The organism is Enterobacter cloacae complex sp. S3 (genome assembly GCF_014930495.1).
GTDB lineage: Bacteria > Pseudomonadota > Gammaproteobacteria > Enterobacterales > Enterobacteriaceae > Enterobacter > Enterobacter asburiae_B.
In genome coordinates this window covers 87507-111775 of record NZ_JADBRD010000018.1, presented here as the reverse complement: position 1 = coordinate 111775, position 24269 = coordinate 87507, and the positions used below count along the sequence as shown (strand labels likewise).

General features: G+C 56.4%; 26 protein-coding genes. 16 read left to right on the top strand and 10 right to left on the bottom strand.

The features are described from left to right. Entirely contained in the window at positions 1 to 483 is a 483-nt protein-coding gene (locus IM317_RS10680; protein ID WP_033145780.1) for an SMI1/KNR4 family protein, read from the top strand. Between the two features lie 471 nt (positions 484 to 954). After that, complete coding sequence (locus IM317_RS23940; protein WP_223997960.1) at positions 955 to 1125, top strand: hypothetical protein; 171 nt, start codon at positions 955 to 957, stop codon at positions 1123 to 1125. A 57-nt stretch (positions 1126 to 1182) separates the two neighbouring features. On the opposite strand, the gene ychF is transcribed toward IM317_RS23940, so the two are convergent. After that, positions 1183 to 2277: a redox-regulated ATPase YchF gene (gene ychF / locus IM317_RS10670; protein WP_010432886.1), complete on the bottom strand. Its 1095-nt coding sequence runs from the start codon at positions 2275 to 2277 to the stop codon at positions 1183 to 1185. Positions 2278 to 2403: 126 nt separating this feature from the next. Next, positions 2404 to 2988, bottom strand: a complete 585-nt coding sequence (pth, locus tag IM317_RS10665) for an aminoacyl-tRNA hydrolase (RefSeq protein ID WP_033145779.1) — start codon at positions 2986 to 2988, stop codon at positions 2404 to 2406. Positions 2989 to 3262: 274 nt separating this feature from the next. Here pth and ychH point away from each other — a divergent pair, with 274 nt between their 5' ends. Both ychH and IM317_RS10655 read left to right on the top strand, forming a co-directional pair. After that, on the top strand, positions 3263 to 3538 hold the full coding sequence (gene ychH, locus IM317_RS10660; protein ID WP_023312132.1) for a stress-induced protein YchH: 276 nt from the start codon (positions 3263 to 3265) through the stop codon (positions 3536 to 3538). Positions 3539 to 3658: 120 nt separating this feature from the next. Beyond that, on the top strand, positions 3659 to 4717 hold the full coding sequence (locus IM317_RS10655) for a MerR family transcriptional regulator (RefSeq protein WP_033145778.1): 1059 nt from the start codon (positions 3659 to 3661) through the stop codon (positions 4715 to 4717). Here IM317_RS10655 and dauA read toward each other — a convergent pair. The 4 genes from dauA to lolB form a co-directional block, all read right to left on the bottom strand. Beyond that, positions 4703 to 6382 carry a C4-dicarboxylic acid transporter DauA gene (dauA, locus tag IM317_RS10650; RefSeq protein WP_033145777.1) on the bottom strand — a complete coding sequence of 560 codons (1680 nt, stop codon included), beginning with the start codon at positions 6380 to 6382 and terminating at the stop codon, positions 4703 to 4705. The genes IM317_RS10655 and dauA overlap by 15 nt on opposite strands. 124 nt (positions 6383 to 6506) lie before the next feature. Next, a complete protein-coding gene (prs, locus tag IM317_RS10645; RefSeq protein WP_003856663.1) occupies positions 6507 to 7454 on the bottom strand; it encodes a ribose-phosphate diphosphokinase in 948 nt (315 codons plus the stop codon). Between the two features lie 125 nt (positions 7455 to 7579). Then, positions 7580 to 8449 carry a 4-(cytidine 5'-diphospho)-2-C-methyl-D-erythritol kinase gene (ispE, locus tag IM317_RS10640; RefSeq protein ID WP_033145776.1) on the bottom strand — a complete coding sequence of 290 codons (870 nt, stop codon included), beginning with the start codon at positions 8447 to 8449 and terminating at the stop codon, positions 7580 to 7582. Then, positions 8446 to 9057, bottom strand: coding sequence for a lipoprotein insertase outer membrane protein LolB (gene lolB, locus IM317_RS10635; protein ID WP_023312128.1), 612 nt, complete (start codon positions 9055 to 9057; stop codon positions 8446 to 8448). The genes ispE and lolB overlap by 4 nt, the downstream gene beginning before the upstream one ends. A gap of 201 nt (positions 9058 to 9258) precedes the next feature. Between lolB and hemA the strand changes: the two genes are divergently transcribed. From hemA to kdsA, 6 genes are read left to right on the top strand one after another with little or no spacing between them, the layout of a single operon-like run. Then, positions 9259 to 10515: a glutamyl-tRNA reductase gene (hemA, locus tag IM317_RS10630; RefSeq protein WP_023335999.1), complete on the top strand. Its 1257-nt coding sequence runs from the start codon at positions 9259 to 9261 to the stop codon at positions 10513 to 10515. Positions 10516 to 10556: 41 nt separating this feature from the next. Further along, a complete protein-coding gene (gene prfA / locus IM317_RS10625; RefSeq protein WP_021240360.1) occupies positions 10557 to 11639 on the top strand; it encodes a peptide chain release factor 1 in 1083 nt (360 codons plus the stop codon). Further along, positions 11639 to 12469, top strand: a complete 831-nt coding sequence (gene prmC / locus IM317_RS10620; protein WP_033145775.1) for a peptide chain release factor N(5)-glutamine methyltransferase — start codon at positions 11639 to 11641, stop codon at positions 12467 to 12469. Before prfA ends, prmC begins: the two co-directional genes overlap by 1 nt. Further along, on the top strand, positions 12466 to 12858 hold the full coding sequence (gene sirB2, locus IM317_RS10615) for an invasion regulator SirB2 (protein WP_032656670.1): 393 nt from the start codon (positions 12466 to 12468) through the stop codon (positions 12856 to 12858). The genes prmC and sirB2 overlap by 4 nt, the downstream gene beginning before the upstream one ends. 3 nt (positions 12859 to 12861) lie before the next feature. After that, positions 12862 to 13671 carry an invasion regulator SirB1 gene (sirB1, locus tag IM317_RS10610; protein WP_023312124.1) on the top strand — a complete coding sequence of 270 codons (810 nt, stop codon included), beginning with the start codon at positions 12862 to 12864 and terminating at the stop codon, positions 13669 to 13671. Between the two features lie 36 nt (positions 13672 to 13707). Continuing rightward, positions 13708 to 14562 carry a 3-deoxy-8-phosphooctulonate synthase gene (gene kdsA / locus IM317_RS10605; RefSeq protein WP_033145774.1) on the top strand — a complete coding sequence of 285 codons (855 nt, stop codon included), beginning with the start codon at positions 13708 to 13710 and terminating at the stop codon, positions 14560 to 14562. 88 nt (positions 14563 to 14650) lie between these two features. Here the strand turns inward: kdsA and chaA are convergent, their stop codons facing one another. Beyond that, positions 14651 to 15751, bottom strand: coding sequence for a sodium-potassium/proton antiporter ChaA (gene chaA, locus IM317_RS10600; RefSeq protein WP_023312122.1), 1101 nt, complete (start codon positions 15749 to 15751; stop codon positions 14651 to 14653). 270 nt (positions 15752 to 16021) lie between these two features. Between chaA and chaB the strand changes: the two genes are divergently transcribed. Together chaB and IM317_RS10590 are read left to right on the top strand one after the other, a co-directional pair. Then, a complete protein-coding gene (gene chaB, locus IM317_RS10595; RefSeq protein ID WP_023312121.1) occupies positions 16022 to 16252 on the top strand; it encodes a putative cation transport regulator ChaB in 231 nt (76 codons plus the stop codon). Between the two features lie 177 nt (positions 16253 to 16429). Continuing rightward, positions 16430 to 17125 carry a gamma-glutamylcyclotransferase gene (locus IM317_RS10590; RefSeq protein ID WP_033146546.1) on the top strand — a complete coding sequence of 232 codons (696 nt, stop codon included), beginning with the start codon at positions 16430 to 16432 and terminating at the stop codon, positions 17123 to 17125. Positions 17126 to 17155: 30 nt separating this feature from the next. Here IM317_RS10590 and IM317_RS10585 read toward each other — a convergent pair whose 3' ends face one another. The 3 genes from IM317_RS10585 to IM317_RS10575 all read right to left on the bottom strand — a co-directional run bounded on the left by IM317_RS10585 (position 17156) and on the right by IM317_RS10575 (position 19851). Next, positions 17156 to 17395: a DUF1883 domain-containing protein gene (locus tag IM317_RS10585; RefSeq protein ID WP_010432930.1), complete on the bottom strand. Its 240-nt coding sequence runs from the start codon at positions 17393 to 17395 to the stop codon at positions 17156 to 17158. Positions 17396 to 17606: 211 nt separating this feature from the next. Next, on the bottom strand, positions 17607 to 19391 hold the full coding sequence (locus tag IM317_RS10580; RefSeq protein WP_033145773.1) for a methyl-accepting chemotaxis protein: 1785 nt from the start codon (positions 19389 to 19391) through the stop codon (positions 17607 to 17609). 106 nt (positions 19392 to 19497) lie between these two features. Then, positions 19498 to 19851: a DsrE/DsrF/TusD sulfur relay family protein gene (locus IM317_RS10575; RefSeq protein ID WP_008499522.1), complete on the bottom strand. Its 354-nt coding sequence runs from the start codon at positions 19849 to 19851 to the stop codon at positions 19498 to 19500. A gap of 72 nt (positions 19852 to 19923) precedes the next feature. Between IM317_RS10575 and nasR the strand changes: the two genes are divergently transcribed. From nasR to IM317_RS10555, 4 genes are all read left to right on the top strand, one after another. Beyond that, complete coding sequence (gene nasR, locus IM317_RS10570) at positions 19924 to 21108, top strand: nitrate regulatory protein NasR (protein WP_033145772.1); 1185 nt, start codon at positions 19924 to 19926, stop codon at positions 21106 to 21108. A 231-nt stretch (positions 21109 to 21339) separates the two neighbouring features. Further along, complete coding sequence (locus tag IM317_RS10565) at positions 21340 to 22587, top strand: CmpA/NrtA family ABC transporter substrate-binding protein (RefSeq protein ID WP_033145771.1); 1248 nt, start codon at positions 21340 to 21342, stop codon at positions 22585 to 22587. 2 nt (positions 22588 to 22589) lie between these two features. Continuing rightward, complete coding sequence (gene ntrB, locus IM317_RS10560; RefSeq protein ID WP_033145770.1) at positions 22590 to 23468, top strand: nitrate ABC transporter permease; 879 nt, start codon at positions 22590 to 22592, stop codon at positions 23466 to 23468. A gap of 9 nt (positions 23469 to 23477) precedes the next feature. Continuing rightward, a complete protein-coding gene (locus tag IM317_RS10555; RefSeq protein WP_033145769.1) occupies positions 23478 to 24266 on the top strand; it encodes an ABC transporter ATP-binding protein in 789 nt (262 codons plus the stop codon). The last annotated feature ends 3 nt before the right edge of the window (positions 24267 to 24269 follow it).

The following is a 24269-nucleotide window of genomic DNA, read 5'->3' as shown; positions in this document are numbered from 1 at the left end:
ATGAATCATTTCAGTAACTGTGAAAAAAAGATTGGACGTGCAGATATTGCTAAAACGGAAGAGAAATTATCTATTACTCTTCCGGATGATTTCGTCTCACATTATCTGCAATTTAATGGTGGCATCCCAGAGAAAAGTTGGTGGGACGGTGATGAAGATTTTGAGCCAATAGAGGTGGCTGCGTTTAAGCCATTTGTTTATAATAGTCAGACAAATAATGCCCTTGGATCTTTAATTGACGGTGGCTATATCAGCATGGTGGATAGGGAAGTGATTCCTAAAAACCTGCTTCCTTTCGCAAATGATTGGGGAGGCAATTTCTTCTGCCTGGATTTAGATAATTACTCAATTGTATATTTTGCTACAGATTCTTTTGATGAGGATTTGACTATGCAAGAGAATCACACAAAACTTCAAAGATATCTGACAAATTCATTTGCTAACTTTGTTAACGGATTAGTAGCAGAAGAGGATCTTTCTTAAAGAATACTTAAGAATTTAATCGATTTATTTAATTCGATTGCTGTTATTTTGCTATTCATATTGTTAATAAAACTCTGTGACACAAATCATAGGGTTTTATTATAAAACAGCATGGCGCTTGGTGGTATGAACATCCCTAGGATCCCAGGTGAAATAAATTACATTAAAACATGAAAATATTCCAGTTAGCAACATATATATAAATAATATTAATTGACTTGTTAATCTTGGTATGACAACGGCACTCACTGGTGTTATCTAGGCTCAGTCTCTTAGCTTATTTATAAAATGGCTGAAAACTTATGAATGTGAGAGCACCAACCTGGAAGCAGTTAATGAAATAACGGGTTATCTCGCAAAAAAGAGACTAACAAATATCAATGCTGGAAATCTTTAGTCAAAGAACCTAAGAAAGTTGTGTAGAATAATATTATCCCAAAAATAACCTTCCCGGAGTCTGAGGAAGGCTCAATGACTGAGAACTTAAAATGGAACCTTGTGAATTACTTGCTTGAAGATGCGTATAGTAATTTTCTTCAAGAGCCATTCTTTTTTGACGGATTAATTAATGTTTATGAAGCTGGGCATATGCCCTGTGGGTGGTCAGGTACTTGGCCAGCGGGTAAACTCGTTATCTATTGATAGATCACGCGCAAAAAAAATCCACGCCAAAGCGTGGATTTTTTCATTCAAAACAACTCAAACGTTAAACAAGAAGTTCATCACATCGCCATCTTTAACGATGTAGTCTTTCCCTTCCGCACGCATCTTGCCTGCTTCTTTCGCACCTTGCTCACCCTTGTAGGTGATAAAGTCTTCAAACGCGATAGTCTGCGCACGAATAAAGCCTTTCTCGAAGTCGGTGTGGATCTTACCGGCCGCCTGAGGAGCTGTCGCACCAACAGGAATCGTCCACGCACGCACTTCTTTCACGCCAGCGGTGAAGTAGGTCTGCAGGTTCAGCAGCTCATAGCCTGCGCGAATTACGCGGTTCAGGCCCGGCTCTTCCAGACCCAGCTCGGCCATGAACTCTTCACGGTCGGCGTCGTCCAGCTCAGCGATGTCGGATTCAACGGCAGCGCAAACCGCCACAACCACAGAACCTTCAGCCGCCGCGATTTCACGCACTTTGTCGAGGTACGGGTTGTTCTCAAAACCGTCTTCGTTAACGTTGGCGATGTACATGGTTGGCTTCAGGGTCAGGAAGCTCAGGTATTTGATCGCCGCCTTGTCTTCTTCAGTCAGGTTTTTCAGCGCGCGCAGCATGCCCGCATTTTCAAGCTGTGGCAGACATTTTTCCAGCGCAGCCAGTTCCGCTTTCGCGTCCTTGTCGCCGCCTTTGGCTTTCTTCTGCACGCGGTGAATAGCGCGTTCGCAGGTGTCGAGGTCAGAGAGCGCCAGCTCGGTGTTGATGACATCGATGTCGTCAGCCGGATCCACTTTGTTGTTAACGTGGATGATATTGTCGTTCTCGAAGCAGCGCACAACGTGGCCGATCGCTTCGGTTTCACGAATGTTGGTCAGGAACTGGTTACCCAGACCTTCACCTTTGGACGCGCCTTTTACCAGGCCCGCGATGTCCACGAATTCCATGGTGGTTGGCAGAATGCGCTGCGGCTTAACGATTTCCGCGAGCTGGTCCAGACGCGGGTCCGGCATTGGCACAACGCCGGTGTTAGGTTCGATGGTACAGAACGGGAAGTTCGCCGCTTCGATACCCGCTTTGGTAAGCGCGTTAAACAGGGTGGATTTGCCCACGTTTGGCAGACCGACGATACCGCATTTGAATCCCATTTCTAAATCACCTTAATATCTTGATAATCAATCCGTTAACGATAACCGATTGATGAAAAGTAAATAACTACGCCTATTATACACGTAACCCGCATGACGCGCGGTAAAAAAGCCGGATCGGGTGGATTATTGCGCTTTGAAAGCGTGTAAGCGGTTTGTCGCTTTGGTTAACCCATCTTTCAGCCAGATTTCGGTGCAGCGCGCCGCTTCGTCTACCGCCTCGTCAATCAGTTTCTGCTCAGAAACCGGGGGCTTACCGAGTACGAAACCGACAACTTTGTTTTTATCGCCCGGATGGCCGATTCCAACGCGCAAACGGTGGAAATTCGGGTTATTTCCCAGCTTGCTGATGATGTCTTTAAGGCCGTTGTGGCCGCCGTGCCCGCCGCCCAGCTTGAATTTTGCCACGCCGGGCGGGAGATCAAGCTCATCGTGTGCGACCAGAATTTCATCCGGATTGATGCGATAAAACGTTGCCATTGCCGCCACCGCTTTACCGCTCAGGTTCATAAAGGTGGTGGGCACCAGTAAACGAACATCCGCGTCAGCAAGGTTGATACGTGAGGTATACCCGAAGAATTTAGGTTCTTCACGCAGGGGAGCACGTAACCGCTCGGCCAGCAGATCGACGTACCATGCCCCGGCGTTGTGGCGGGTGGCCGCATACTCTGCGCCCGGGTTGGCGAGGCCGACAATCAGTTTAATCGTCACGATTCAATTCCTAATGGGTTCCAGATCTGGCGCGTAGTTTACTGTCTGGCGCGCCGCTTGACAAAATTCTGCGATCTTCTCGGCGAAATACGAATAATTTCTGATTTGAACCATTAGAATTTCAAGCTGTTCAAAGCCTTATTTGTAAACTTTTGTTTGGGACTTATCTGTAATTGTGATCATTCACGCAACTCATAAAAGGGGCGTTGTCTATACTTTACACACAAGGATTAGGGGCTTTTCCCCTGACAACCCAAAGTTCCGGAGGTGACACATGAAACGCAAAAACGCTTCGTTACTCGGTAACGTACTGATGGGATTGGGGCTGTTCGTGATGGTAGCCGGCGTGGGTTATTCCATTTTAAATCAGTTACCTCAGATTGACCTCCCGCAATACTTCGCGCACGGCGCGATATTGAGCATCTTCGTTGGTGCGGTATTGTGGCTGGCCGGGGCGCGCGTGAGCGGGCATGAGGAAGTCTGCGATAAATACTGGTGGGTGCGCCACTACGACAAACGCTGTCGTCGCGATCAGCATAAGCACAGCTAGTGCCTGATAAAGAACGCCGAAACGGCTCCCGCGGGAGTCGTTTTTTTTTGCATCAAGGGTTGACCCTCACGTAACGTAAGGCTCCAGAGTGGCGTCACTGGCAAAGAAAAAGGAGCAGTTATGTTGATTCAGGTGGGTGAGCTGGCGAAACGCGCCGGGATCACCGTGCGGACATTGCACCACTATGAGCAAACAGGGTTGTTGCTGCCTTCTGCCAGAAGCGCGGCAGGTTACCGGCTTTACAACCTGGCGGATGTCCAGCGTCTGCATATGATCCAGGCGCTGGCAAAAGCGGGGCTGGAACTTGCTGAAATCAGGGATTTCCTGGAACAGGAGTCGCTGTCGTTAACCGAGTTACTCGATGCGCAAATCACGCTGCTGGATAAACAGCTGCGCAGCATACATACGCTGCGCGACCGGCTGGTGGAGCTGCGAACCGGGCTTCTCGACGATGCGACGCCGGATCTGGAATCCTGGCTACAGACTCTGGAGTTAATGAATATGTACGATCGCTGGTTTAGCAAAGAAGAGTTACAGCAGCTGCCGTTTGCGGTGCAGAAGGATGCGCTGGCGGCTATCTGGTCAGGGCTGGTTGCAGAGGCCAACACGCTGCTGGAGCACCATATACCCGCTACGGACGCCCGGGCGATGGATCTGGCGACGCGCTGGATGGAGCGCCTTGAGCAGGACACGGCGGGCAAGCCGGAGTTTCTCACCCGGCTGAACGAGATGCACAGCGTTGAACCGCAGATGCAGGCGCAGACCGGCATCACGCCGGAGATGACGGATTACATCACGCGCGCGTTTGCTGAGTCTAAGCTCTTCATATGGCAGAAGTATCTCACTGCCGAAGAGATGGCCTTTACCCGGTCACACTACTTTGACCGCATGATGGAGTGGCCGCCGCTGGTGGCGAAACTGCATCAGGCGCAGCGGGAAAATACCGATCCTGCCTGTGAGGAGGCGCAAAAGCTGGCTGAAAACTGGCTGGCATTGTTCCAGTCTTACGCGGGCAAGAACCCGGAAACTCAGCAAAAGTTTCGTACTGCCATGCAGCAGGAGCCGCACCTGATGAAAGGAACCTGGATGACGCCTGCCGTGCTTGCATGGCTCCAGCAGGCGATCGGGGTGATGATGCAGAGACGTTTCTCTGCATCAGGTAACTCACAGATCCGCTAACGCGGCTTCACGGTTAGGGTAGAAGGAAAGTCGGCCAGGGATAGGCTGTACGCCCGCGCGCGCCATGGTGCGCAGCGGCTGAAACTCCAGGTTACTCACCCGCAGCTCGCAGCCTTCCGGAAGACGTTTCACAAAGCGCTGGAAGGCATCCAGGCCGCCTGCATCCAGCACCGGTACGGCATCCCATTTCAGCACCACAACCCGTTTGCCCGCGATGCGGGACTCCAGATCGCTGAACAGACCTTCCGCCGCGGCGAAGAACAGCGGGCCAATCACGCGCAGCACCAGCACATCGTCAGGCACCTCGACGTTAACCGGAGAAAGGCGCGTCATCTGCGCGATGCGGCGCATAAACAGCAGGGAAGCCAGCACGATCCCGACGCTGATGGCGATAACCATATCGAACAGCACGGTCAGCGACATGCAGATCAGCATCACGATGATGTCGTCTTTCGGCGCGCGACGAAGCAGGTTCACCACCTTGTGCGCCTCGCTCATGTTCCAGGCCACCATCAGCAGCAGGGCGGCCATGGCGGAAAGCGGTAGCCAGGAGAGCAGCGGGGCGAGGATCAGCAGGGCGAGGATCACCAGCACGGAGTGGATAACCGCCGAAACCGGTGAGGTTGCCCCCGCGCGCACGTTGGCCGCAGAACGGGCGATGGCAGCCGTTGCGGTAATACCGCCGAAGAACGGCGCGACGAGGTTGCCTAATCCCTGACCGACCAGTTCGCTGTTGGCTTTGTGCTTGGTGCCGGTCATGCCGTCCAGAACGACGGCACAGAGCAGGGATTCAATCGCCCCCAGCATTGCCATAGAGAACGCGGCGGGAAGCAGGGCTCGCAGGGAATCCCAGCTTAGGGTGAAGCTGGAGCCGGGCATGTCCCACGGCAGCACCAGCTGCGGTAGCAGTTGCGGAATGCCGCTACCCTGTGAACCGTCCGCCAGAACATAGTGGAACTGCGAGCCGATAGTCGCGACGTGACCACCGAACATATTGACGATGGCCATTACCGCGCAGCCCAGCAGCAGCGCGGGCAGATGGCCCGGCAGACGAATACCGAGGCGAGGCCAGACGATCAGCGTGCCCAACGTCACAATCCCGATTGCGGCGTCGCCCAGGTTGGCTGTCGGCAGCGCCATAAACAGCGCCCCCACTTTTTGCAGGTAGTGCTCCGGTACGTGGGGCATCTGCAGGCCGAGGAAATCCTTGATCTGCATGGTTCCGATGGTAATACCAATCCCCGAGGTGAACCCCAGCGTCACGGAAAGGGGAATATATTCAATCAGGCGCCCAAAGCGGGCCAGACCAAACAGAATCAAAAAGACGCCGGACATCAGGGTGGCGACCAGCAGGCCTGCCAGACCAAACTGCTGCGAAACCGGGTAGAGGATCACCACGAAGGCGGCGGTCGGGCCGGAAACGCTGAAGCGCGAGCCGCCCGTCAGGGCAATGACAATCCCGGCAACGGCCGAGGTGTACAGACCGTACTGCGGCGCAACGCCGCTGCCAATTGCCAGCGCCATCGCCAGCGGGATGGCGATAATGCCGACGGTGATCCCGGCAATCAGGTCACGGACAAAGCGTGACGAGGTGTACTTCTCTTTCCAGCAGGCGTCGATGAGGGCGCGAAAGGGCAGAACATGTGAGGAGGCTACGTTTTTCACAATTATCTATCATCCGTATGCGCATCATCTGTCATATGAATGGCAGGTGAAGGAGGCATTAATCATACAAATAAAACCCGGAGACAAAAAAACCCGCCGCAGCGGGTTTTTCGGCCGTGTTCGATTAGTGTTCGAACATTGCTGAGATGGATTCTTCGTTGCTGATACGACGAATCGCTTCGGCCAGCATCCCGGACAGGGTCAACGTGCGCACGTTTGGCAGTGCTTTGATCTCGTCGCTCAGTGGGATGGTATCGCATACCACCACTTCGTCAATGACGGAGTTGCGCAGGTTGTTTACCGCGTTACCGGAGAAGATCGGGTGAGTCGCGTAAGCGAATACGCGCTTGGCACCACGCTCTTTCAGCGCTTCAGCTGCTTTACACAGCGTGCCGCCGGTATCGATCATGTCGTCAACCAGCACGCAGTCACGGCCAGCAACGTCACCGATGATGTGCATCACCTGAGAAACGTTAGCGCGCGGACGGCGTTTGTCGATGATCGCCATGTCGGTATCGTTCAGCAGCTTAGCGATAGCACGGGCACGTACCACGCCGCCGATGTCCGGAGAAACCACGATTGGGTTATCCAGGTTCAGCTGCAGCATGTCTTCCAGCAGGATTGGGCTGCCGAATACGTTATCAACCGGGACGTCGAAGAAGCCCTGGATCTGCTCTGCGTGCAGATCAACGGTCAGTACGCGGTCAACGCCGACGCTGGACAGGAAGTCAGCGACAACTTTAGCGGTGATTGGCACACGTGCGGAACGGACGCGACGGTCCTGACGGGCATAGCCGAAGTAAGGGATTACAGCCGTGATACGGCCTGCTGAAGCGCGACGCAGGGCGTCGACCATAACAACCAATTCCATCAGGTTGTCGTTTGTTGGAGCACAGGTGGACTGGATGATGAAAATATCACCACCGCGTACATTTTCGTTAATTTGTACGCTGACTTCGCCGTCGCTAAAGCGACCTACGGCGGCGTCGCCGAGGGAAGTGTACAGGCGGTTGGCAATACGTTGTGCTAGTTCCGGGGTGGCGTTACCAGCAAAAAGCTTCATATCAGGCACGAGAAGAACCTCAGGCATGCGTCCAGTGGTGGATAGCGTTCGCCGCAAACTGTGCGGGCCAGGCGAAGGCTATCCAGGCGGTGTATTAAAGAGCGCGATGCAACGTCTGGAACAGGGTGACGTTGTCACCGAAACTCAGTCTGCGCCAGAATGGTCTGCTGTAGGGGGGAGGTGTTCATCCCGCGTGCTACAAAACCATGCAGCCAAACCGGCGCTTGCTCAAGCACCTGACGAGCGGCGGATTCGGTGTCAAATTCAGCAAAGACACAGGCTCCTGTACCAGTCAGGCGCGACGGCGCGTATTCTAACAGCCAGGAAAGCACCGCATCAACCTCGCGAAAACGTTTTCTTGCGATATCCTCGCAATCGTTGCTGAATTCACAATTTAATAACGTTTCTATTGACCGAACCGGGGTATTCCTTTTCAGGTCAGGATCTTTAAAGATGACCGGCGTCGGAATGCTCACGCCAGGATGGGCAACCAGATACCACTTCTCCGGCGGTTCAGCCGGGGAGAGGATCTCACCCACGCCTTCAGCAAAGGCCGCATGACCGCGCACAAACACCGGGACATCCGCCCCCAGCGTCAGGCCCAGGGCTGCCAGTTCGTCCTTCGACAGCCCGCAGCCCCAGAGGTGGTTCAGCGCAACCAGCACGGTGGCGGCGTTGGATGAGCCGCCGCCCAGACCGCCGCCCATCGGCAGGCGTTTCTCGATACGGATATCCGCACCGCTTCCCACGGGCAGACGGCCCGATTCCGCCGCGGCTTTCATCAGCAGACGCGCGGCGCGCACGATCAGGTTGTCCTCATGCGCCACGCCTTCGACCGGCGTTAGCAGGCAAATCTGCCCGTCCTGGCGCAGTTCAATGGAGATCGTGTCGCCATAGTCAATAAACTGAAACAGCGTCTGCAGGGTGTGATAACCGTCAGCACGCTGGCCGGTGATGTATAAAAACAGGTTCAGCTTTGCCGGAGAGGGCCAGTGGGTCATCATTTAACGATCCAGTTGTCCATTTTCAGCTTGATACGCTGGCTGCCCTGGGTCAGCTCCATGTTTGATGGCAGCGACGGTTTACTCTTGCTGTCATAGGCGCTGTACACCACTTTCCAGGTTTTGCCGTTCTGCGTGTAGTTCACCTGGCTCAGACGGTACTGGTCGTCAAGGGTGTAGTCAGTTGCCTCACCCGGCAGGCCAAGGATCCACTGGCGCAGGCTGTTGAGCGGGATAGGCATCCCGGTCAGCTTGCCAATCATCTCTTCGGCATCGGTCGCGGTATAGTGCTGGCCTTTGTTATCGGTGATCTGCGCTTCGCCCGGTTTGGCGATAAGCTCCAGCTCGGTGCTGCCCAGCGGGTTCAGCAGAAGCAGGCGGTAGTTGTCCTGCCCCGTCTGCTGCCAGAAGAAGCGGGCATAAACCTTTTGTTCGTCAGAGAGATAAGCGAAAGCGCCGCGGGTCTGGTACTGGTTCAAATTACGGACGTCCTGCTGGTGCTGACGCCACTGCGGTGAATCAGGGCTTTTGCCCGGGCCTTTTGGTTGGGTGACGGTACACGCGGTCAGAACCAGTGCTGCCAGCGGCAGCAGGCGAATCAGTCGGGTCATAATGAGGACAAATCCTTGAGATACGTTGCAGTTATAACTGTTAATGCTAGCGTCGAAGGGGGCTACCGTCTACGTTCAAATTATCTCAAAGGGTTGTGTAACCTATTACTCCGAAAGGAGGCAGTCCCTTTTATTGATCTCGCGCATCCTGTATGATGCGTTCTGCTAACCTTATTAACGCTGGTACTACTCCCGCTCAACATGACCCTATTAGCACTCGGCATCAACCACAAAACGGCTCCGGTTTCGCTGCGAGAACGCGTGACGTTTTCGCCGGATACGCTTGACCTGGCGCTGGACAGCCTGCTTGCACAGCCTATGGTGCAGGGTGGCGTGGTGCTCTCGACGTGCAACCGTACCGAGCTGTATTTAAGCGTGGAAGAGCAGGACAACCTGCACGAAGCGCTGATCCGCTGGCTATGTGACTACCACAACCTCAATGAAGACGAGCTGCGCAACAGTCTGTACTGGCATCAGGACAACGATGCCGTCAGCCATCTGATGCGCGTCGCCAGCGGGCTGGATTCGCTGGTGCTGGGCGAACCGCAAATTCTGGGTCAGGTGAAAAAAGCCTTTGCAGATTCGCAAAAAGGGCATCTAAAGGCCAGCGAGCTGGAGCGCATGTTCCAGAAGTCGTTCTCCGTGGCGAAGCGTGTGCGAACCGAAACCGACATTGGTGCCAGTGCGGTTTCTGTTGCTTTCGCGGCCTGCACCCTTGCACGCCAAATCTTTGAATCCCTTTCTACCGTCACCGTGATGCTGGTGGGGGCGGGCGAAACCATCGAACTTGTGGCGCGCCATCTGCGCGAGCATAAAGTGAAAAAGATGATTATCGCTAACCGCACCCGCGAACGCGCGCAGGTGCTGGCGGATGAAGTGGGTGCAGAGGTGGTTGCCCTGAGCGACATCGATGAACGCCTGAAAGAGGCTGACATTATTATCAGCTCAACCGCCAGCCCGCTGCCGATTATCGGAAAAGGGATGGTGGAGCGTGCGCTGAAGTCCCGCCGTAATCAGCCGATGCTGCTGGTGGATATCGCCGTCCCGCGCGATGTTGAGCCGGAAGTGGGAAAGCTGCCTAATGCCTATCTCTACAGCGTGGATGACCTGCAAAGCATCATTTCGCACAACCTTGCCCAGCGTAAAGCGGCGGCGGTTCAGGCGGAAACCATCGTTGAGCAGGAAACCAGTGAGTTTATGGCCTGGCTGCGCGCGCAAAGCGTCAGCGAGACCATCCGCGAGTACCGCGGGCAGGCGGAGCAGGTGCGTGATGACCTGACTGCCAAAGCGTTAGCAGCCCTTGAACAGGGCGGCGACGCAAATGCGATTATGCAGGATCTGGCGTGGAAACTGACCAACCGCCTGATCCATGCACCAACCAAATCTCTTCAGCAGGCTGCCCGTGACGGGGATGATGAACGCCTGACTATTCTGCGCAACAGCCTCGGGCTGGAATAGCGCCCTATACCCATTTTCTAAGACAAGGTGCACTTACGCCTATGAAGCCTTCTATCGTCGCTAAACTGGAAGCTCTGCACGAGCGCCATGAAGAAGTACAGGCGCTGCTCGGGGATGCCGGGACCATTGCGGACCAGGAACGTTTTCGCGCGCTCTCGCGTGAATACGCGCAGTTAAGTGATGTTTCTAAATGCTTTACCGACTGGCGACAGGTTCAGGAAGATATCGAAACCGCGCAGATGATGCTCGACGATCCTGAAATGCGCGAGATGGCGCAGGAAGAGTTGCAGGATGCGAAAGCGCGTTCTGAAGAGATGGAGCAGCAGCTTCAGGTGCTTCTGCTGCCGAAAGATCCGGACGACGAGCGTAACGCGTTTGTGGAAGTGCGTGCCGGTACCGGCGGTGACGAAGCGGCGCTGTTTGCCGGGGATCTGTTCCGCATGTACAGCCGCTATGCCGAATCGCGTCGCTGGCGCGTGGAGATCATGAGCGCCAACGAAGGCGAACATGGTGGCTACAAAGAGGTTATCGCCAAGATCAGCGGCGACGGCGTGTACGGTCGTCTCAAGTTTGAATCCGGCGGTCACCGCGTGCAGCGCGTGCCGGCCACCGAATCTCAGGGCCGCATTCACACCTCCGCCTGTACGGTTGCGGTGATGCCGGAGCTGCCGGAAGCTGAACTGCCGGACATCAATCCTGCAGACCTGCGTATTGATACGTTCCGCTCCTCTGGCGCGGGCGGTCAGCACGTTAACACCACCGATTCCGCTATCCGTATTACCCACCTGCCGACCGGCATCGTCGTTGAATGTCAGGACGAGCGTTCGCAGCACAAAAACAAAGCCAAAGCGTTGTCCGTGCTGGGCGCGCGTATCCACGCAGCTGAAATGGCGAAACGCCAGCAGGCAGAAGCGTCTACGCGCCGTAACCTGCTGGGCAGCGGCGATCGCAGCGACCGTAACCGCACCTACAACTTCCCGCAGGGGCGCGTAACCGATCACCGCATCAACCTGACGCTGTACCGTCTGGACGAGGTGATGGAAGGGAAGCTGGATATGCTGATCGAGCCTATCGTGCAGGAATACCAGGCCGACCAGCTGGCGGCGCTGTCCGAGCAGGAATAATGGATTTTCAGCGCTGGTTACGTGAGGCGGCCGGTGAGCTTTCAGAAAGCGAAAGCCCGAAACGCGACGCCGAAATTTTGCTTGAGCATGTGACGGGTAAAGCCCGCACGTATCTGCTGGCTTTTGGCGAAACCGAACTGACCGCGGAACAGGAAGCGCAGCTCGGCGCGCTGCTTGCCCGCCGTAAAACCGGCGAGCCGGTGGCGCACCTTGTCGGTGAGCGTGAGTTCTGGTCGTTACCGCTGTACGTCTCGGCGGCGACGCTGATCCCGCGTCCGGACACCGAGTGTCTGGTGGAGCAGGCGCTGGCGCGTTTACCGGCGGCGGCCTGCTGCATTCTCGATCTCGGTACCGGGACCGGGGCTATCGCGCTGGCGCTGGCCACCGAGCGGCCCGACTGCGCGGTGACGGCGGTGGATGTAATGCCCGATGCGGTGGCGCTGGCGCAGCGTAACGTGGAACGTCTCGGGCTTCGCAACGTGACGGTGCTGCAAAGCAGCTGGTTTGCCGCGCTGGAGAATCGCTCATTTGCGATGATTGTCAGCAATCCTCCCTATATCGACGAATATGACCCGCACCTTGCGCAGGGAGACGTACGCTTCGAACCGCTTACGGCGCTCGTGGCCGCCAACGCGGGATTAGCCGATCTCGAACACATTGTGACAATGTCACGGAAGCATTTACTTCCCGGCGGCTGGCTGCTGGTGGAGCATGGCTGGACGCAGGGAGAAGCCGTTCGGGCACTGTTTACGCAAGCTGGCTACGCCGCTGTCGAAACCTGCCGCGACTATGGCGGCAACGAACGCCTGACGCTGGGGCAGTGGCTATGAGCCTGTTTACCGTGCTCATTACTGTCCACCTCATTTCCGTTGCGCTGACCATCAGCTTTTTCATCGTCCGTTACTGGTGGCGCTACAGCAACAATCCGCTGATGGATGCCCGCTGGGTGCGTATCGCACCGCACTGCATCGACACGCTATTGCTCCTTTCCGGTGCCGGGCTCATGTGGAAGACCGGCTATCTGCCATTTACTGATAAAGGTGCATGGCTGACTGAAAAGCTGTTTGGCGTTATCATCTACATCGTTTTGGGTTTTATCGCGCTTGGGCGTCGTCGTCCGCGCAGCCAGCAGGTCGGGTTTATCGCCTTTCTGCTGGGTCTGGTGGTGCTGTACATCATCATTAAACTCGCCACCACAAGAATACCGTTACTGGGGTAAGTCATGAGGTCCTTAGCCGATTTCGAATTTAATAAAGTGCCGCTTTGCGATGGCATGATCCTGATTTCCGAGATGATTCGCGACGATTTTACGTCGCAGTTTGTCTACGATGAGCTGGAGAATCTGGTCAGCCTGGCGCGTGAAGAGATTAATCAGGCTCGCCCGCAAGACTGGCAATTAGAGAAGCTGCTGGAGCTTTTCTACGGCGAATGGGGTTTCTGCGACACGCGGGGCGTGTATCGCCTGTCTGACGCGTTATGGCTGGACCAGGTCTTAAAAAATCGTCAGGGCAGCGCCGTGGCGCTGGGCTCTATTTTGCTGTGGGTCGCGCACCGTCTGGATATTCCGCTGGTCCCGGTCATTTTCCCGACGCAGATGATCCTGCGTGCTGAGTGGCTGGACGGCGAAATGTGGCTCATTAATCCCTTCAACGGCGACACGCTGGATGAACATACGCTGGACGTGTGGCTGAAAGGCAATATCAGCCCGGTGGCTGAGCTCTTCAACGAAGATCTCGACGAGGCGGATAACGCAGAAGTGATCCGCAAGCTGCTGGATACGCTGAAGTCTGCGTTAATGGAAGAGCGTCAGATGGAGCTGGCGTTGCGCGCCAGTGAAGTACTGCTGCAGTTCAACCCGGAAGACCCGTACGAAATTCGCGATCGTGGGCTGATCTACGCGCAGCTCGACTGTGAGCACGTGGCGCTGAATGATTTGAATTATTTCGTTGAGCAGTGTCCGGAAGATCCCATTAGCGAAATGATTCGTGCGCAGATCAACGCGATCTCGCACAAACAAATTACACTGCATTAATCTTAATTCCGATTCACACCTGAATAAGGCGATCCTATGAAACAAAAAGTGGTTAGCATTGGTGATATCAAGGTAGCAAACGACCTGCCGTTCGTACTGTTTGGCGGCATGAACGTGCTGGAATCCCGCGATCTCGCCATGCGTATCTGCGAACACTACGTGACCGTGACCCAGAAGCTGGGCATCCCGTACGTGTTTAAGGCCTCTTTTGACAAAGCCAACCGCTCCTCTATCAACTCTTACCGTGGCCCGGGCCTGGATGAGGGAATGAAAATTTTCCAGGAGCTGAAGCAGACCTTTGGCGTGAAAGTGATCACCGACGTGCATGAAGCATCACAGGCGCAGCCGGTGGCAGACGTGGTGGACGTGATTCAGCTCCCGGCGTTCCTCGCTCGCCAGACTGACCTGGTTGCGGCGATGGCGAAAACTGGTGCCGTTATCAACGTGAAGAAACCACAGTTCGTCAGCCCTGGGCAGATGGGCAACATCGTCGATAAGTTCATCGAAGGCGGCAACGATCAGGTCATCCTGTGTGACCGTGGCGCAAACTTCGGTTACGACAACCTGGTCGTGGATATGCTGGGCTTCAGCGTAATGAAAAATGTCTCCGGTCAGTCTCCGGTGATTTTCGACGTGACGCACGCTCTGCAGTGCCGCGACCCGTTCGGCGCCGCGTCCGGCGGCCGTCGCGCTCAGGTGACCGAGCTGGCGCGCGCCGGCATGGCGACCGGCCTGGCCGGCCTGTTCATTGAAGCGCACCCGGATCCGGCTAACGCGAAATGCGACGGCCCATCCGCGCTGCCGCTGGACAAGCTGGAGCCGTTCCTGAAGCAGATCAAAGCGATTGACGATCTGGTGAAGAGCTTCGACGAGCTGGATACCAGCAACTAATAAAAAAACCCGCTTCGGCGGGTTTTTTGTTCTCCCTCTCCCTGTGGGAGAGGGTTGGGGTGAGGGCATCAGCCCGCACCGGATAAAATTATGCAAATATCGTCATCAGATACGCAATAAACAAGGCCATATGCGCCGCGCCGTTCAGCACGTTGGTGCGCCCGGTTGAGAACGAAATCTGGCACAGCAGCAACGAGGCGACCATCACAATCATCTCCGGCGCGCCCAGCGCAAACTGCAGCTCGTTGCCCGTCATAAAGGCAATCAGCGTCACCACCGGTACGGTAAGTGAAATCGTCGCCAGTACGGAGCCGAAGAACAGGTTCATTGCGCGCTGTACCTGATTATTCAACACCGCTTTCAGCGCGCCCAGCCCTTCAGGGGACAGGATCAGCAGCGCCACCAGGAAGCCGGTAAACGCCACCGGCGCGTTCAGCTCGGTTAACAGCGTCTCCAGCGGGTTAGCGTTCATCTTGGTGACGGCAATCACCGCAATCAGATGCACGATCAGCCAAACCGTATGCCACGCGCTGCTGTGGGCCGACGGCTTGCCGTGGTGCGGGTCATCATCGTCGCCGTCGTCTTCATGCTCGTACACAAAAAGACTCTGGTGCGTTTTGGTCTGAATCAACAGAAACACGCCGTACATGGCGGCGGAAATCAGTGCGACCAGCAGCGCCTGCCCGGTGGAAAAGTTTGCACCCGGCAGCGCCATCGGGAAGACCAGCACGATAATCGCCAGCGGGAAGAGGGCGATAAGATACTGTTTAATGCCGAACAGGTTCATATACTGGGTCGCAAATTTGCGCCCGCCCAGCAGCAGAGAGAAGCCTACCAGGCCGCCCGTCACAATCATAATGATCGAATAGAGCGTGTCGCGCATCAGCGTCGGCGCGGCATCGCCGGTCGCCATAAGCGCGGAAATCAGGCTGACTTCGAGAATAACAACGGAAAGGCTGAGAATTAACGATCCGTACGGCTCGCCCAGACGGTGGGCCAGGACGTCCGCATGGCGAACAACGCTAAATGCGCTGGTTAAGATGCCGACCAGGGCAAGAATATTGATACCAACCACCACTGGCAGTGACTGACTGCTTCCCCAGAAGAGCAGCACAGCCAGTGCCAGAACCGGGAAAATGAGTGACGTCTCCTTGTGGCGGGTCTTTACCGCCTCGTGTGTTGCTGTCATGTGCTTCTCCATCAATGCAGGTGCTTGTAATTATAGATAGATTTTTGAGGTCATTAAATTAACAGATCTCTGTTGAATACCCTTTGTTTTTTACTTAATTTTACCCTTTGTCATTATTTTCATTGATGATGAGTATAATTCAGATTCTTTGTTGATTACTCATTAAATAACAATTAATTAAAAATGTAATTTATTCATAAATTATTGCCGGGTGGCACCATGGCGTATCGTCGTCCACACTTAACTCTTTAACCAAAAGAGAGGTTAGTGATGCCCTATAAAGCGAAACGCGAATTACCGGATAACGTACAAAACGTGCTGCCCGCTCACGCGCAGGATATCTACAAAGAGGCGTTTAACAGCGCCTGGGATCAGTACAAAGACAAGGACGATCGCCGGGATGATGCCAGCCGTGAAGAGACGGCCCACAAAGTCGCCTGGGCCGCAGTAAAACATGAATATGAGAAAGGAGACGACGATAAATGGCATAAAAAGAAATAGCCGTGAAATGATTCGCTGCCTTCATTTTGACTTTTCAGGCGGTTGAACTTCCGTTGTATTGCAACTGGTCCGCTAATTGCTTATCGTTATTCGACTGCTGGCAAAATGACCAGCATAAAATGCCGGGAAGGCGAATTACAGATGTCGCAAGGAAGCATGCAGTGGCGGAGGTGGAAAGTGTTAACGCGTGATTTCTTAATGAAGGCAGACTGTAAGACGGCATTTGGTGCTATTGAGGAATCGCTTCTCTGGTCAGCTGAACAACGTGCGGCATCACTCGCTGCTACGCTTGCCTGCCGCCCGGATGATGGCCCGGTATGGATTTTTGGCTACGGCTCCCTGATGTGGAACCCGGCTCTGGAGTTTGTCGAATCGGCAACGGGAACGCTGCCTGGCTGGCATCGCGCATTTTGCCTGCGCCTGACGGCCGGACGCGGCAGCGCGTGCCAGCCCGGGCGCATGCTTGCACTGAAAGAGGGCGGGCGCACCACGGGCGTGGCGTATCGCCTGCCGGATGCCACGCTGGAAGAGGAGCTCACGCTGCTCTGGAAGCGCGAGATGATCACCGGCTGCTATATGCCGAGCTGGTGCAAGCTGGAACTGGACGACGGACGCACCGTCAACGCGCTGGTGTTTATTATGGACCCGCGTCATCCCCTGTATGAAGCGGATACCCGCACGCAGGTGATTGCCCCGTTGATTGCCGCTGCCAGCGGGCCGCTGGGCACCAACGCGCAGTATCTCTTCTCCCTCGATCAGGAGCTGACGCGCCTCGGCATGAAGGACGATTATCTGAATGAGCTGGTGGTGAAGGTGAAGGCGCTGCTGGAAGGGAACCCGCTCAACAGCGCGCTGCGACCGGGTTTTGCCTGACAATACGCCCGGCTTGCCGGGCGTTTAAACTTATGCTGCCACGTAGCTGACGGAGTGCTCCAGCGACTGGCTGTGGCTATCGATCAGCACATCCCACGTGCCGGTATACGGCACGGTAAGCCAGGCCTTATCGTCCTGTACGGTGAGAATATCCGCCTGGGACTGTTTTTGTGCTTTCGAACTCATCAGATGAATACGACAGCGTTCTGAGCAACGCACCACTACCGTATCCCCGCCAAACAGTTTCAAACTTGTTTTTACCAGTGCCATTTTTTACCCCGTAGTCTTAAACAACGCTCTCCCTGCTGCCATATCCGAGCGTGATGTTGTTCACAATTCACTCATGGCATAACACCAAAGGGGAGGGGGCGGGATGCTGATTTTGATCAAAAAATGGCACAACGATTAAACAAAAATGACAAAATTCCTCAAAATTTAGGCTGGCGCGCGTTTTACCCGCTAAACGCGCGCCGGAAGAAGATTAAATGCGGAAATGCCCGGCTGTTTCAGCAAGGTCGCCCGCCTGGCTCTGCAGGGCTCCCGCGGCGGCGGCGGATTCCACCACCAGCTCGGCGTTCTGCTGAACCATTCTGTCGAGATGGGTCACCGCGTGGTTGATCTCATGAATCCCTTTCATCTGCTCGCTGGTGGCGATGGAGATTTCGCGCATGATGCCAGAGACGCTGCCGATGCTGGAGCGGATCTCATCCATGCTTTCCCCCGCCAGATGCACGTAGCGGGAGCCGGTTGCCACGCTGTCGGTGGTGGAGTCAATCAGAGATTTGATCTCTTTCGCCGCCTGAGCGCTACGACTTGCCAGGTTACGCACTTCACCTGCTACGACGGCAAACCCGCGTCCCTGCTCACCCGCACGCGCCGCCTCGACGGAGGCGTTCAGCGCCAGAATGTTGGTCTGGAAAGCAATGCCGTCAATCACGCTGGTGATATCGCCAATTTTTGCCGACGCGACTTCAATGGACTGCATGGTGCTGATCGCCTGCGATACCACCTCGCCGCCGCGCGCCGCGGCCGCTGAGGCCTTGCTCGCCTGGTCGTTCGCTTCTGCCGCCGATTCATTCGACTGCGTCACGGAGGCGGTGATCTGCTCCACGGCGCTGGCCGTCTCGCGCAGGCTGGATGCCGCCTGCTCGGTACGTCCGGAAAGATCCTGGTTACCTGCGGCAATCTCCTGCGCGGCGTTTTTCACCGATTCGCTGGCGTCACGGAGCTGCACCATCACCACCGACAGCTTATCGCTGAAGGCGTTAAAGGCCTGGGCAATCTGCGCGACCTCGTCTTCGCCGTTATCCGGCAGGCGCTGGGACAGATCGTTAGTGCCGTTAGCAATGTTGTGCATCGCGTCGCGAATGTCGGACAAACGCTTGAGCAGGCGGGCAATCAGGAAATGCACAATCGCCGCGCCCAGGAGTGCGAGGATCACCAGCGAAATCCCCGAGGCTTTAAGCAGGGAACGCATGCCGGAGGTGGCGTCACCGCTGTCGAGCGCGATGACTAACAGCCAGTTTGTGCCCGGCACGGCTGTCGCCACGAAGGTTTTTTCCGCGTCGTTCAGCGTTCCGTCGACGGGGTTACCGCTTTTCAGCGCAGCAAAATCAATGCCCTTGATCGTCTCACCAAACGGTTTCAGCGTCAGAGCCGGATCGTTAGCGGCAATCACGCTGCCGTCGCTGTTCAGAAGCAACCCGCTGCTGGCCGGGGTGGGATGGATCCCGCGCACGTTTGCCACCACGCTATCCATGGCCACATCGCCCGCCACGACCGCTTTGAGCGTGCCATTTTCTTTCACCGGCACCGCAAAGGTTACCACCAGTTTACCGGTCCCCGCGTCAACGTAGGGCGCGGTGACAACCGGACCGTCCGTGCTGACCACCTGCTGATACCACGGGCGAATAGTCGGGTCATAGTCCGCCGGAACGCCCGCCGGTTCAGAGAATTTCGCCGTTTTGCTGGCGTAGCCAACATAGACGTTGGTGAATCCACCCGCCTGCGCAAGCTGTTTAAACACCGGAACCGGGTCGTCATTCAGCGCAACGGTCTGCGCGGAGGCGATCACCGTCATCTTGCTTTTTACCCAGTCGGCAATCGCCATGTTATGGCTGGCGCTGGTGCTGGTCAGGATATCGCGCTGGGACTGCTGGTTATCCTGGCGCGTGACCTGGAAGTTGATAACGGTATTAAGGAGAAGGGCGACGACCAGACAGCCTGCCGTCGCCACGATGATGCGTGCACGAATCGATCTGAACATAAGTGAAATACCTGCTGTGTTGTTTCCATGCCTATCGGCAACCCCGCAGGTAAACTTGATGCTGAAACCGCGTCCATAAGAAAATAATATTTTTACGGGTTTATTATTAAAAAGTTAATACTTTATCGGCGGACAGCGTCCACTCGGCCAGCTCAACCAGCGTACCAATCTCTACGCCATCAATCAGCGGCAGACCGGTAATGCCGCGGCCGTCGGTGCAGGTCTTGCACAGCTTCACCGGCACGTTTTGCGCGGTGAGGATCTCCAGCATCTGCTGAATGTTATAGCCTTCTGCCGGTTTTTGACCCTTCAGCCCCGCGGTGACCGCGTCCGACATTAAAAAGAGTCGTAACGCCAGGTCGCTCTCTTTTTCACGCAGCGCAATCGCCAGGCGCAGGCTGTTAAAAAGGGATTCGCTGCCGTAAGCCGCACCGTTGGCGACGATCACAATCTTCTGCATGTTGACTCCTGTTCTTATAAAGGCACGAATATTGCTTAGCTTTCCCGAGTTTCGCTGTTCTGGAGAGTAAGCATGACATTAATGGCTGGCATTTCGCCAGGCGCTGGCGAATGGCTCGAGCGCGCAAGAATGATGCGCCGGGAGCAGCTCAGCAAGCTGGCACAGCTTGGCGTGCTTGTGCACGGCATTAGCCAACTGGTGCATATGTTACAGTGCGAGCGTGGGGCGTCCAACGTCTGGCTCTGCTCACAGGGTAAGCTCTACGCCCCCGAATGCAAAGCCAGCCGGGCGCTGGTGGATGAAAACCTCGCTGCACTTTATGACATTCTTGAAAAACAGTCGCCGATCCCGGGAAGTACCGTCTGTGAACGTATCGGCGGCGCGCTTCAGTGCCTTGATATGCTTCCCGCGCTGCGCGACGGTGTTATTCAGCAAACGGTAACGGCGCCGCAGGCGATGGAACACTACTCCCGCATGCTCCGCCATCTGCTCAGTATCGTGCCGCAGCTCAATGACAGCATTGACGATCCGCAAATCGCCGGGCGTTTTGTTGCCCTTTATAGCCTGATGCAGGGGAAAGAGCTGGCGGGACAGGAACGGGCCCTGGGGGCGATTGGCTTCACGCAGGGCTTTTTCGATGATGTGACTCGCCAGAGGCTGGTTGACCGCATCGACGGGCAGCAGGCCTGCTTTGAAATTTTTCTCTCACACAGCTCCGCTGACGTCCAGACCACCTTTTCTCTCCACTGCCAGCCCGATCGTGAAACGGAGCAACTCCGGCGCGTAGCCTGTACTCGCCAGCCTGCCGCGGATGATGGCCTTACCGCTCTGGCCTGGTTTGCTCTGCAAACCGCGCGCCTTGAGCATCTGCGCACGCTGGAGGAGACGCTCATCGCCGATCTGATGACGGCGGTGGACGAGCGTATTTACCGTAACGATGAGTACGTGCCTCCCGCCGATGAGCAGGACGACCCGCTGATACAGTATCCGGAAAAACCGTTGCTCACCCTGGTGCGCCAGCAGGCACGCGAGATAGAACAGCTCTCGCGCCAGCTAGCATCGCTGCGCGATACGCTTGAAGAGCGCAAAGTCATTGATAAAGCGAAAAGCGTGCTGATGACCCACCAGAATATGAGTGAGGAACAGGCCTGGACGGCGCTGCGCAAAATGGCGATGGACAAAAACCAAAGGATGGTGGATATCGCCCGCGCGCTGCTAATGGTGAAGAATTTATGGCAGGTAACACCAAAGGAGTAGCTGCACGGTCAGCGGGCATTTTGTGCCTGATTAAGGTGCGTGCAGGCGAGGGGAGTTCGGTTAGCGCCCCGGAAACTGCGGGTTAAAACCTGGCATTCACTTTGCATTATCGGATTAACCATTTTTGACGATGCGCCAACGGCGGCGCATGCGTCTTCGGGATAAAGGCGTCCACTGGTGCTTCGGCATCGTGGGCGCTTTTTTTTGGTTTTTTTTCAGGAGTGGTTGGTCATGGCGGATTTGTCGAGACGGCGTTTTTTGCAGGCCAGCGTGCTGGCGAGTGGCGCAATGCTGTTACCGGGTATCATGCAGGCCGCATGGGCGGCAGGCTCGGATAAACCGGAGCAGGAAACGGTGCGCATCGGGTTTATCCCGCTGACCGACTGCGCCCCGGTGGTTATCGCGGCGCTGAAAGGCTTTGATAAAAAATACGGTATTACCATCGTGCCCACCAAAGAGGCGAGCTGGGCGGCGGTGCGCGACAAGCTGGTGGCGGGCGAACTCGATGCCGCGCACATTCTCTACGGCCTGCTGTACGGCCTGGAGCTGGGCATCGCCGGCAAGCCGCAGCAGATGGCGAACCTGATGACGCTCAATCAGAACGGCCAGGCGATTACGCTTTCCAGCGATCTGGCTGAGAAGGGCGTACGAGACCTTGACGGGCTGAAAAAGCTCATTGGGCAGCAGGCGCCCGGCACCTACACCTTCGCGCACACCTTCCCGACCGGGACGCACGCCATGTGGCTCTACTACTGGCTGGCCAGCGCGGGCATTAACCCCTTTGACGACGTGCGCACGGTGGTGGTGCCGCCGCCGCAGATGGTGATGAACATGCGCATTGGCAACATGGTTGGCTTTTGCGTCGGCGAGCCGTGGAACGCCCGGGCAATCAACGACCGCATCGGTTTTACCGCCGCCACGTCGCAGTCTATCTGGGCCGATCATCCGGAAAAAATCCTCGGTACGCGCCGCGACTGGGTGGCGAAAAACCCGCACACCGCGCGGGCGCTGGTGAGCGCGGTACTGGAGGCGGCGCGCTGGATCGAAGCCTCCCCGGAAAACAAACGCGAGACCGCGCAGATCCTCTCCCGCCGGGCGTGGCTCAACTGCAAAGAACAGTATCTCACCGGACGCATGCTCGGCGAGTACGACAACGGCCTGGGCCAGCGCTGGCAGGACGCACACCCGATCCGCTTCTTCAACGAGGGGGCCGTCAGCTACCCGTATCTCTCCGACGGCATGTGGTTCTTAACCCAGTTCCGCCGCTGGGGCTTGCTCAAATCCGCGCCGGACTACGCGGGCATCGCGCAGCGCATTAACCAGACCGCGGTCTGGCAGGATGCCGCCACGGCGGTGGGGGGCATCAGCACACCGACTTCACCATTACGCAGCAGCACATTGATGGACGGCACCGTCTGGAACGGTACAGACCCGGAAGGATACGCCAGCCGTTTCGCCATTCACCGTAAAGAGGCCTGATTATGCAGCATCTGCAAAAGACGAATTCACACGAGACGCCGGAGAGTGGGGAGGTGATTGTCCTGCCTCCGGTGCAGGTTCGCCGCCGTACGCCGACGTTTGCGCGTCGGATTAACGCGATCCTCCAGCGCATCATCCCGGCGTTTCTCGGTCTGGGACTGCTGGTGGTGCTCTGGCAGCTGGCGGCGATTAACAGCAAAGGTTTCCCGACGCCGCTCAGCACGCTCGATTCCGCCATCACCCTGTTTGCCGATCCGTTTTATCGCGACGGGCCTAACGATATGGGCATCGGCTGGAACGTGCTCGCCTCATTACAGCGCGTGGCGGTGGGCTTTGGCCTGGCCGCGCTCGCCGGGATCCCGCTCGGCTTCCTGATTGGTCGCTTCACCTTTTTCTCTCGCATGTTCGGCCCGCTGATCGCGCTGTTACGCCCGGTTAGCCCGCTGGCCTGGCTGCCCATCGGCCTGCTGCTGTTCCAGAAAGCGGAACCCGCGTCGAGCTGGACCATTTTCATCTGCTCCATCTGGCCGATGGTGATCAACACCGCCGAAGGCGTACGCCGCATTCCGCAGGACTACCTCAACGTGGCCCGGGTGCTGCAGCTTTCCGAGTGGACCATCATGCGCCGCATTCTCTTCCCGGCGGTGCTGCCCGCGGTGCTGACCGGGGTGCGTCTCTCCATCGGCATCGCCTGGCTGGTGATCGTCGCCGCCGAGATGCTCACCGGAGGTTTAGGGATCGGCTTCTGGATCTGGAACGAGTGGAACAACCTCAATGTCGAAAACATTCTCATCGCCATCGTCATCATTGGCGTGGTCGGGCTGCTGCTGGAGCAGGGGCTGATGCTGATCGCCCGTCGCTTTAGCTGGCAGGAAAAATAAGGAGCGAACATGAAACCATTAATTCAGGTCCAGGCCGTGAGCCAGCGTTTTTCCACCGCCAGCGGCGAGTTTCTGGCGCTGCAAAACGTCTCTTTTGATATCCACGAGGGCGAAACCGTCAGCCTGATCGGGCACTCCGGCTGCGGCAAATCGACGCTGCTGAACCTCATCGCCGGTATTACCCTGCCGACGGAAGGCGGGCTGATCTGCGACAACCGTGAAATCGCCGGGCCGGGTCCGGAGCGCGCCGTGGTCTTTCAGAATCATTCGCTGCTGCCGTGGCTCACCTGCTTCGACAACGTGGCCCTGGCGGTCGATCACGTGTTTCGCCACAGCATGAGCAAGGCGGAGCGCAGGGAGTGGATTGAGCATAACCTCGACCGCGTGCAGATGGGGCACGCCCTGCACAAGCGCCCGGGGGAGATCTCCGGCGGCATGAAGCAGCGCGTCGGTATTGCCCGCGCGCTGGCGATGAAGCCGAAAGTCCTGCTGATGGATGAACCCTTCGGCGCGCTCGACGCCCTGACGCGCGCGCATCTGCAGGACTCGGTGATGCAGATCCAGCAGGCGCTGAACACCACCATCGTGCTCATTACCCACGACGTGGACGAGGCGGTGCTGCTCTCCGATCGCGTGCTGATGATGACCAACGGCCCGGCGGCCACCGTCGGGGAGATCCTGCGCGTGGACCTGCCGCGCCCGCGCAACCGGGTGCAGCTGGCCGACGACAGCCGCTATCACCACATGCGCCAGCAGATCCTCCATTTCCTCTATGAAAAGCAGCCGAAAGCGGCGTAACGA

Coding starts and splice junctions, on each gene's coding strand:
- IM317_RS10680 (WP_033145780.1), top strand. CDS start 1: ATGAATCATTTCAGTAACTGTGAAAAAAAGATTGGACGTGCAGATATT.
- IM317_RS23940 (WP_223997960.1), top strand. CDS start 955: ATGACTGAGAACTTAAAATGGAACCTTGTGAATTACTTGCTTGAAGAT.
- ychF (WP_010432886.1), bottom strand. CDS start 2,277: ATGGGATTCAAATGCGGTATCGTCGGTCTGCCAAACGTGGGCAAATCC.
- ychH (WP_023312132.1), top strand. CDS start 3,263: ATGAAACGCAAAAACGCTTCGTTACTCGGTAACGTACTGATGGGATTG.
- IM317_RS10655 (WP_033145778.1), top strand. CDS start 3,659: ATGTTGATTCAGGTGGGTGAGCTGGCGAAACGCGCCGGGATCACCGTG.
- ispE (WP_033145776.1), bottom strand. CDS start 8,449: ATGATGACCCACTGGCCCTCTCCGGCAAAGCTGAACCTGTTTTTATAC.
- lolB (WP_023312128.1), bottom strand. CDS start 9,057: ATGACCCGACTGATTCGCCTGCTGCCGCTGGCAGCACTGGTTCTGACC.
- hemA (WP_023335999.1), top strand. CDS start 9,259: ATGACCCTATTAGCACTCGGCATCAACCACAAAACGGCTCCGGTTTCG.
- prfA (WP_021240360.1), top strand. CDS start 10,557: ATGAAGCCTTCTATCGTCGCTAAACTGGAAGCTCTGCACGAGCGCCAT.
- prmC (WP_033145775.1), top strand. CDS start 11,639: ATGGATTTTCAGCGCTGGTTACGTGAGGCGGCCGGTGAGCTTTCAGAA.
- sirB2 (WP_032656670.1), top strand. CDS start 12,466: ATGAGCCTGTTTACCGTGCTCATTACTGTCCACCTCATTTCCGTTGCG.
- sirB1 (WP_023312124.1), top strand. CDS start 12,862: ATGAGGTCCTTAGCCGATTTCGAATTTAATAAAGTGCCGCTTTGCGAT.
- kdsA (WP_033145774.1), top strand. CDS start 13,708: ATGAAACAAAAAGTGGTTAGCATTGGTGATATCAAGGTAGCAAACGAC.
- chaA (WP_023312122.1), bottom strand. CDS start 15,751: ATGACAGCAACACACGAGGCGGTAAAGACCCGCCACAAGGAGACGTCA.
- chaB (WP_023312121.1), top strand. CDS start 16,022: ATGCCCTATAAAGCGAAACGCGAATTACCGGATAACGTACAAAACGTG.
- IM317_RS10585 (WP_010432930.1), bottom strand. CDS start 17,395: ATGGCACTGGTAAAAACAAGTTTGAAACTGTTTGGCGGGGATACGGTA.
- IM317_RS10580 (WP_033145773.1), bottom strand. CDS start 19,391: ATGTTCAGATCGATTCGTGCACGCATCATCGTGGCGACGGCAGGCTGT.
- IM317_RS10575 (WP_008499522.1), bottom strand. CDS start 19,851: ATGCAGAAGATTGTGATCGTCGCCAACGGTGCGGCTTACGGCAGCGAA.
- nasR (WP_033145772.1), top strand. CDS start 19,924: ATGACATTAATGGCTGGCATTTCGCCAGGCGCTGGCGAATGGCTCGAG.
- IM317_RS10565 (WP_033145771.1), top strand. CDS start 21,340: ATGGCGGATTTGTCGAGACGGCGTTTTTTGCAGGCCAGCGTGCTGGCG.
- ntrB (WP_033145770.1), top strand. CDS start 22,590: ATGCAGCATCTGCAAAAGACGAATTCACACGAGACGCCGGAGAGTGGG.
- IM317_RS10555 (WP_033145769.1), top strand. CDS start 23,478: ATGAAACCATTAATTCAGGTCCAGGCCGTGAGCCAGCGTTTTTCCACC.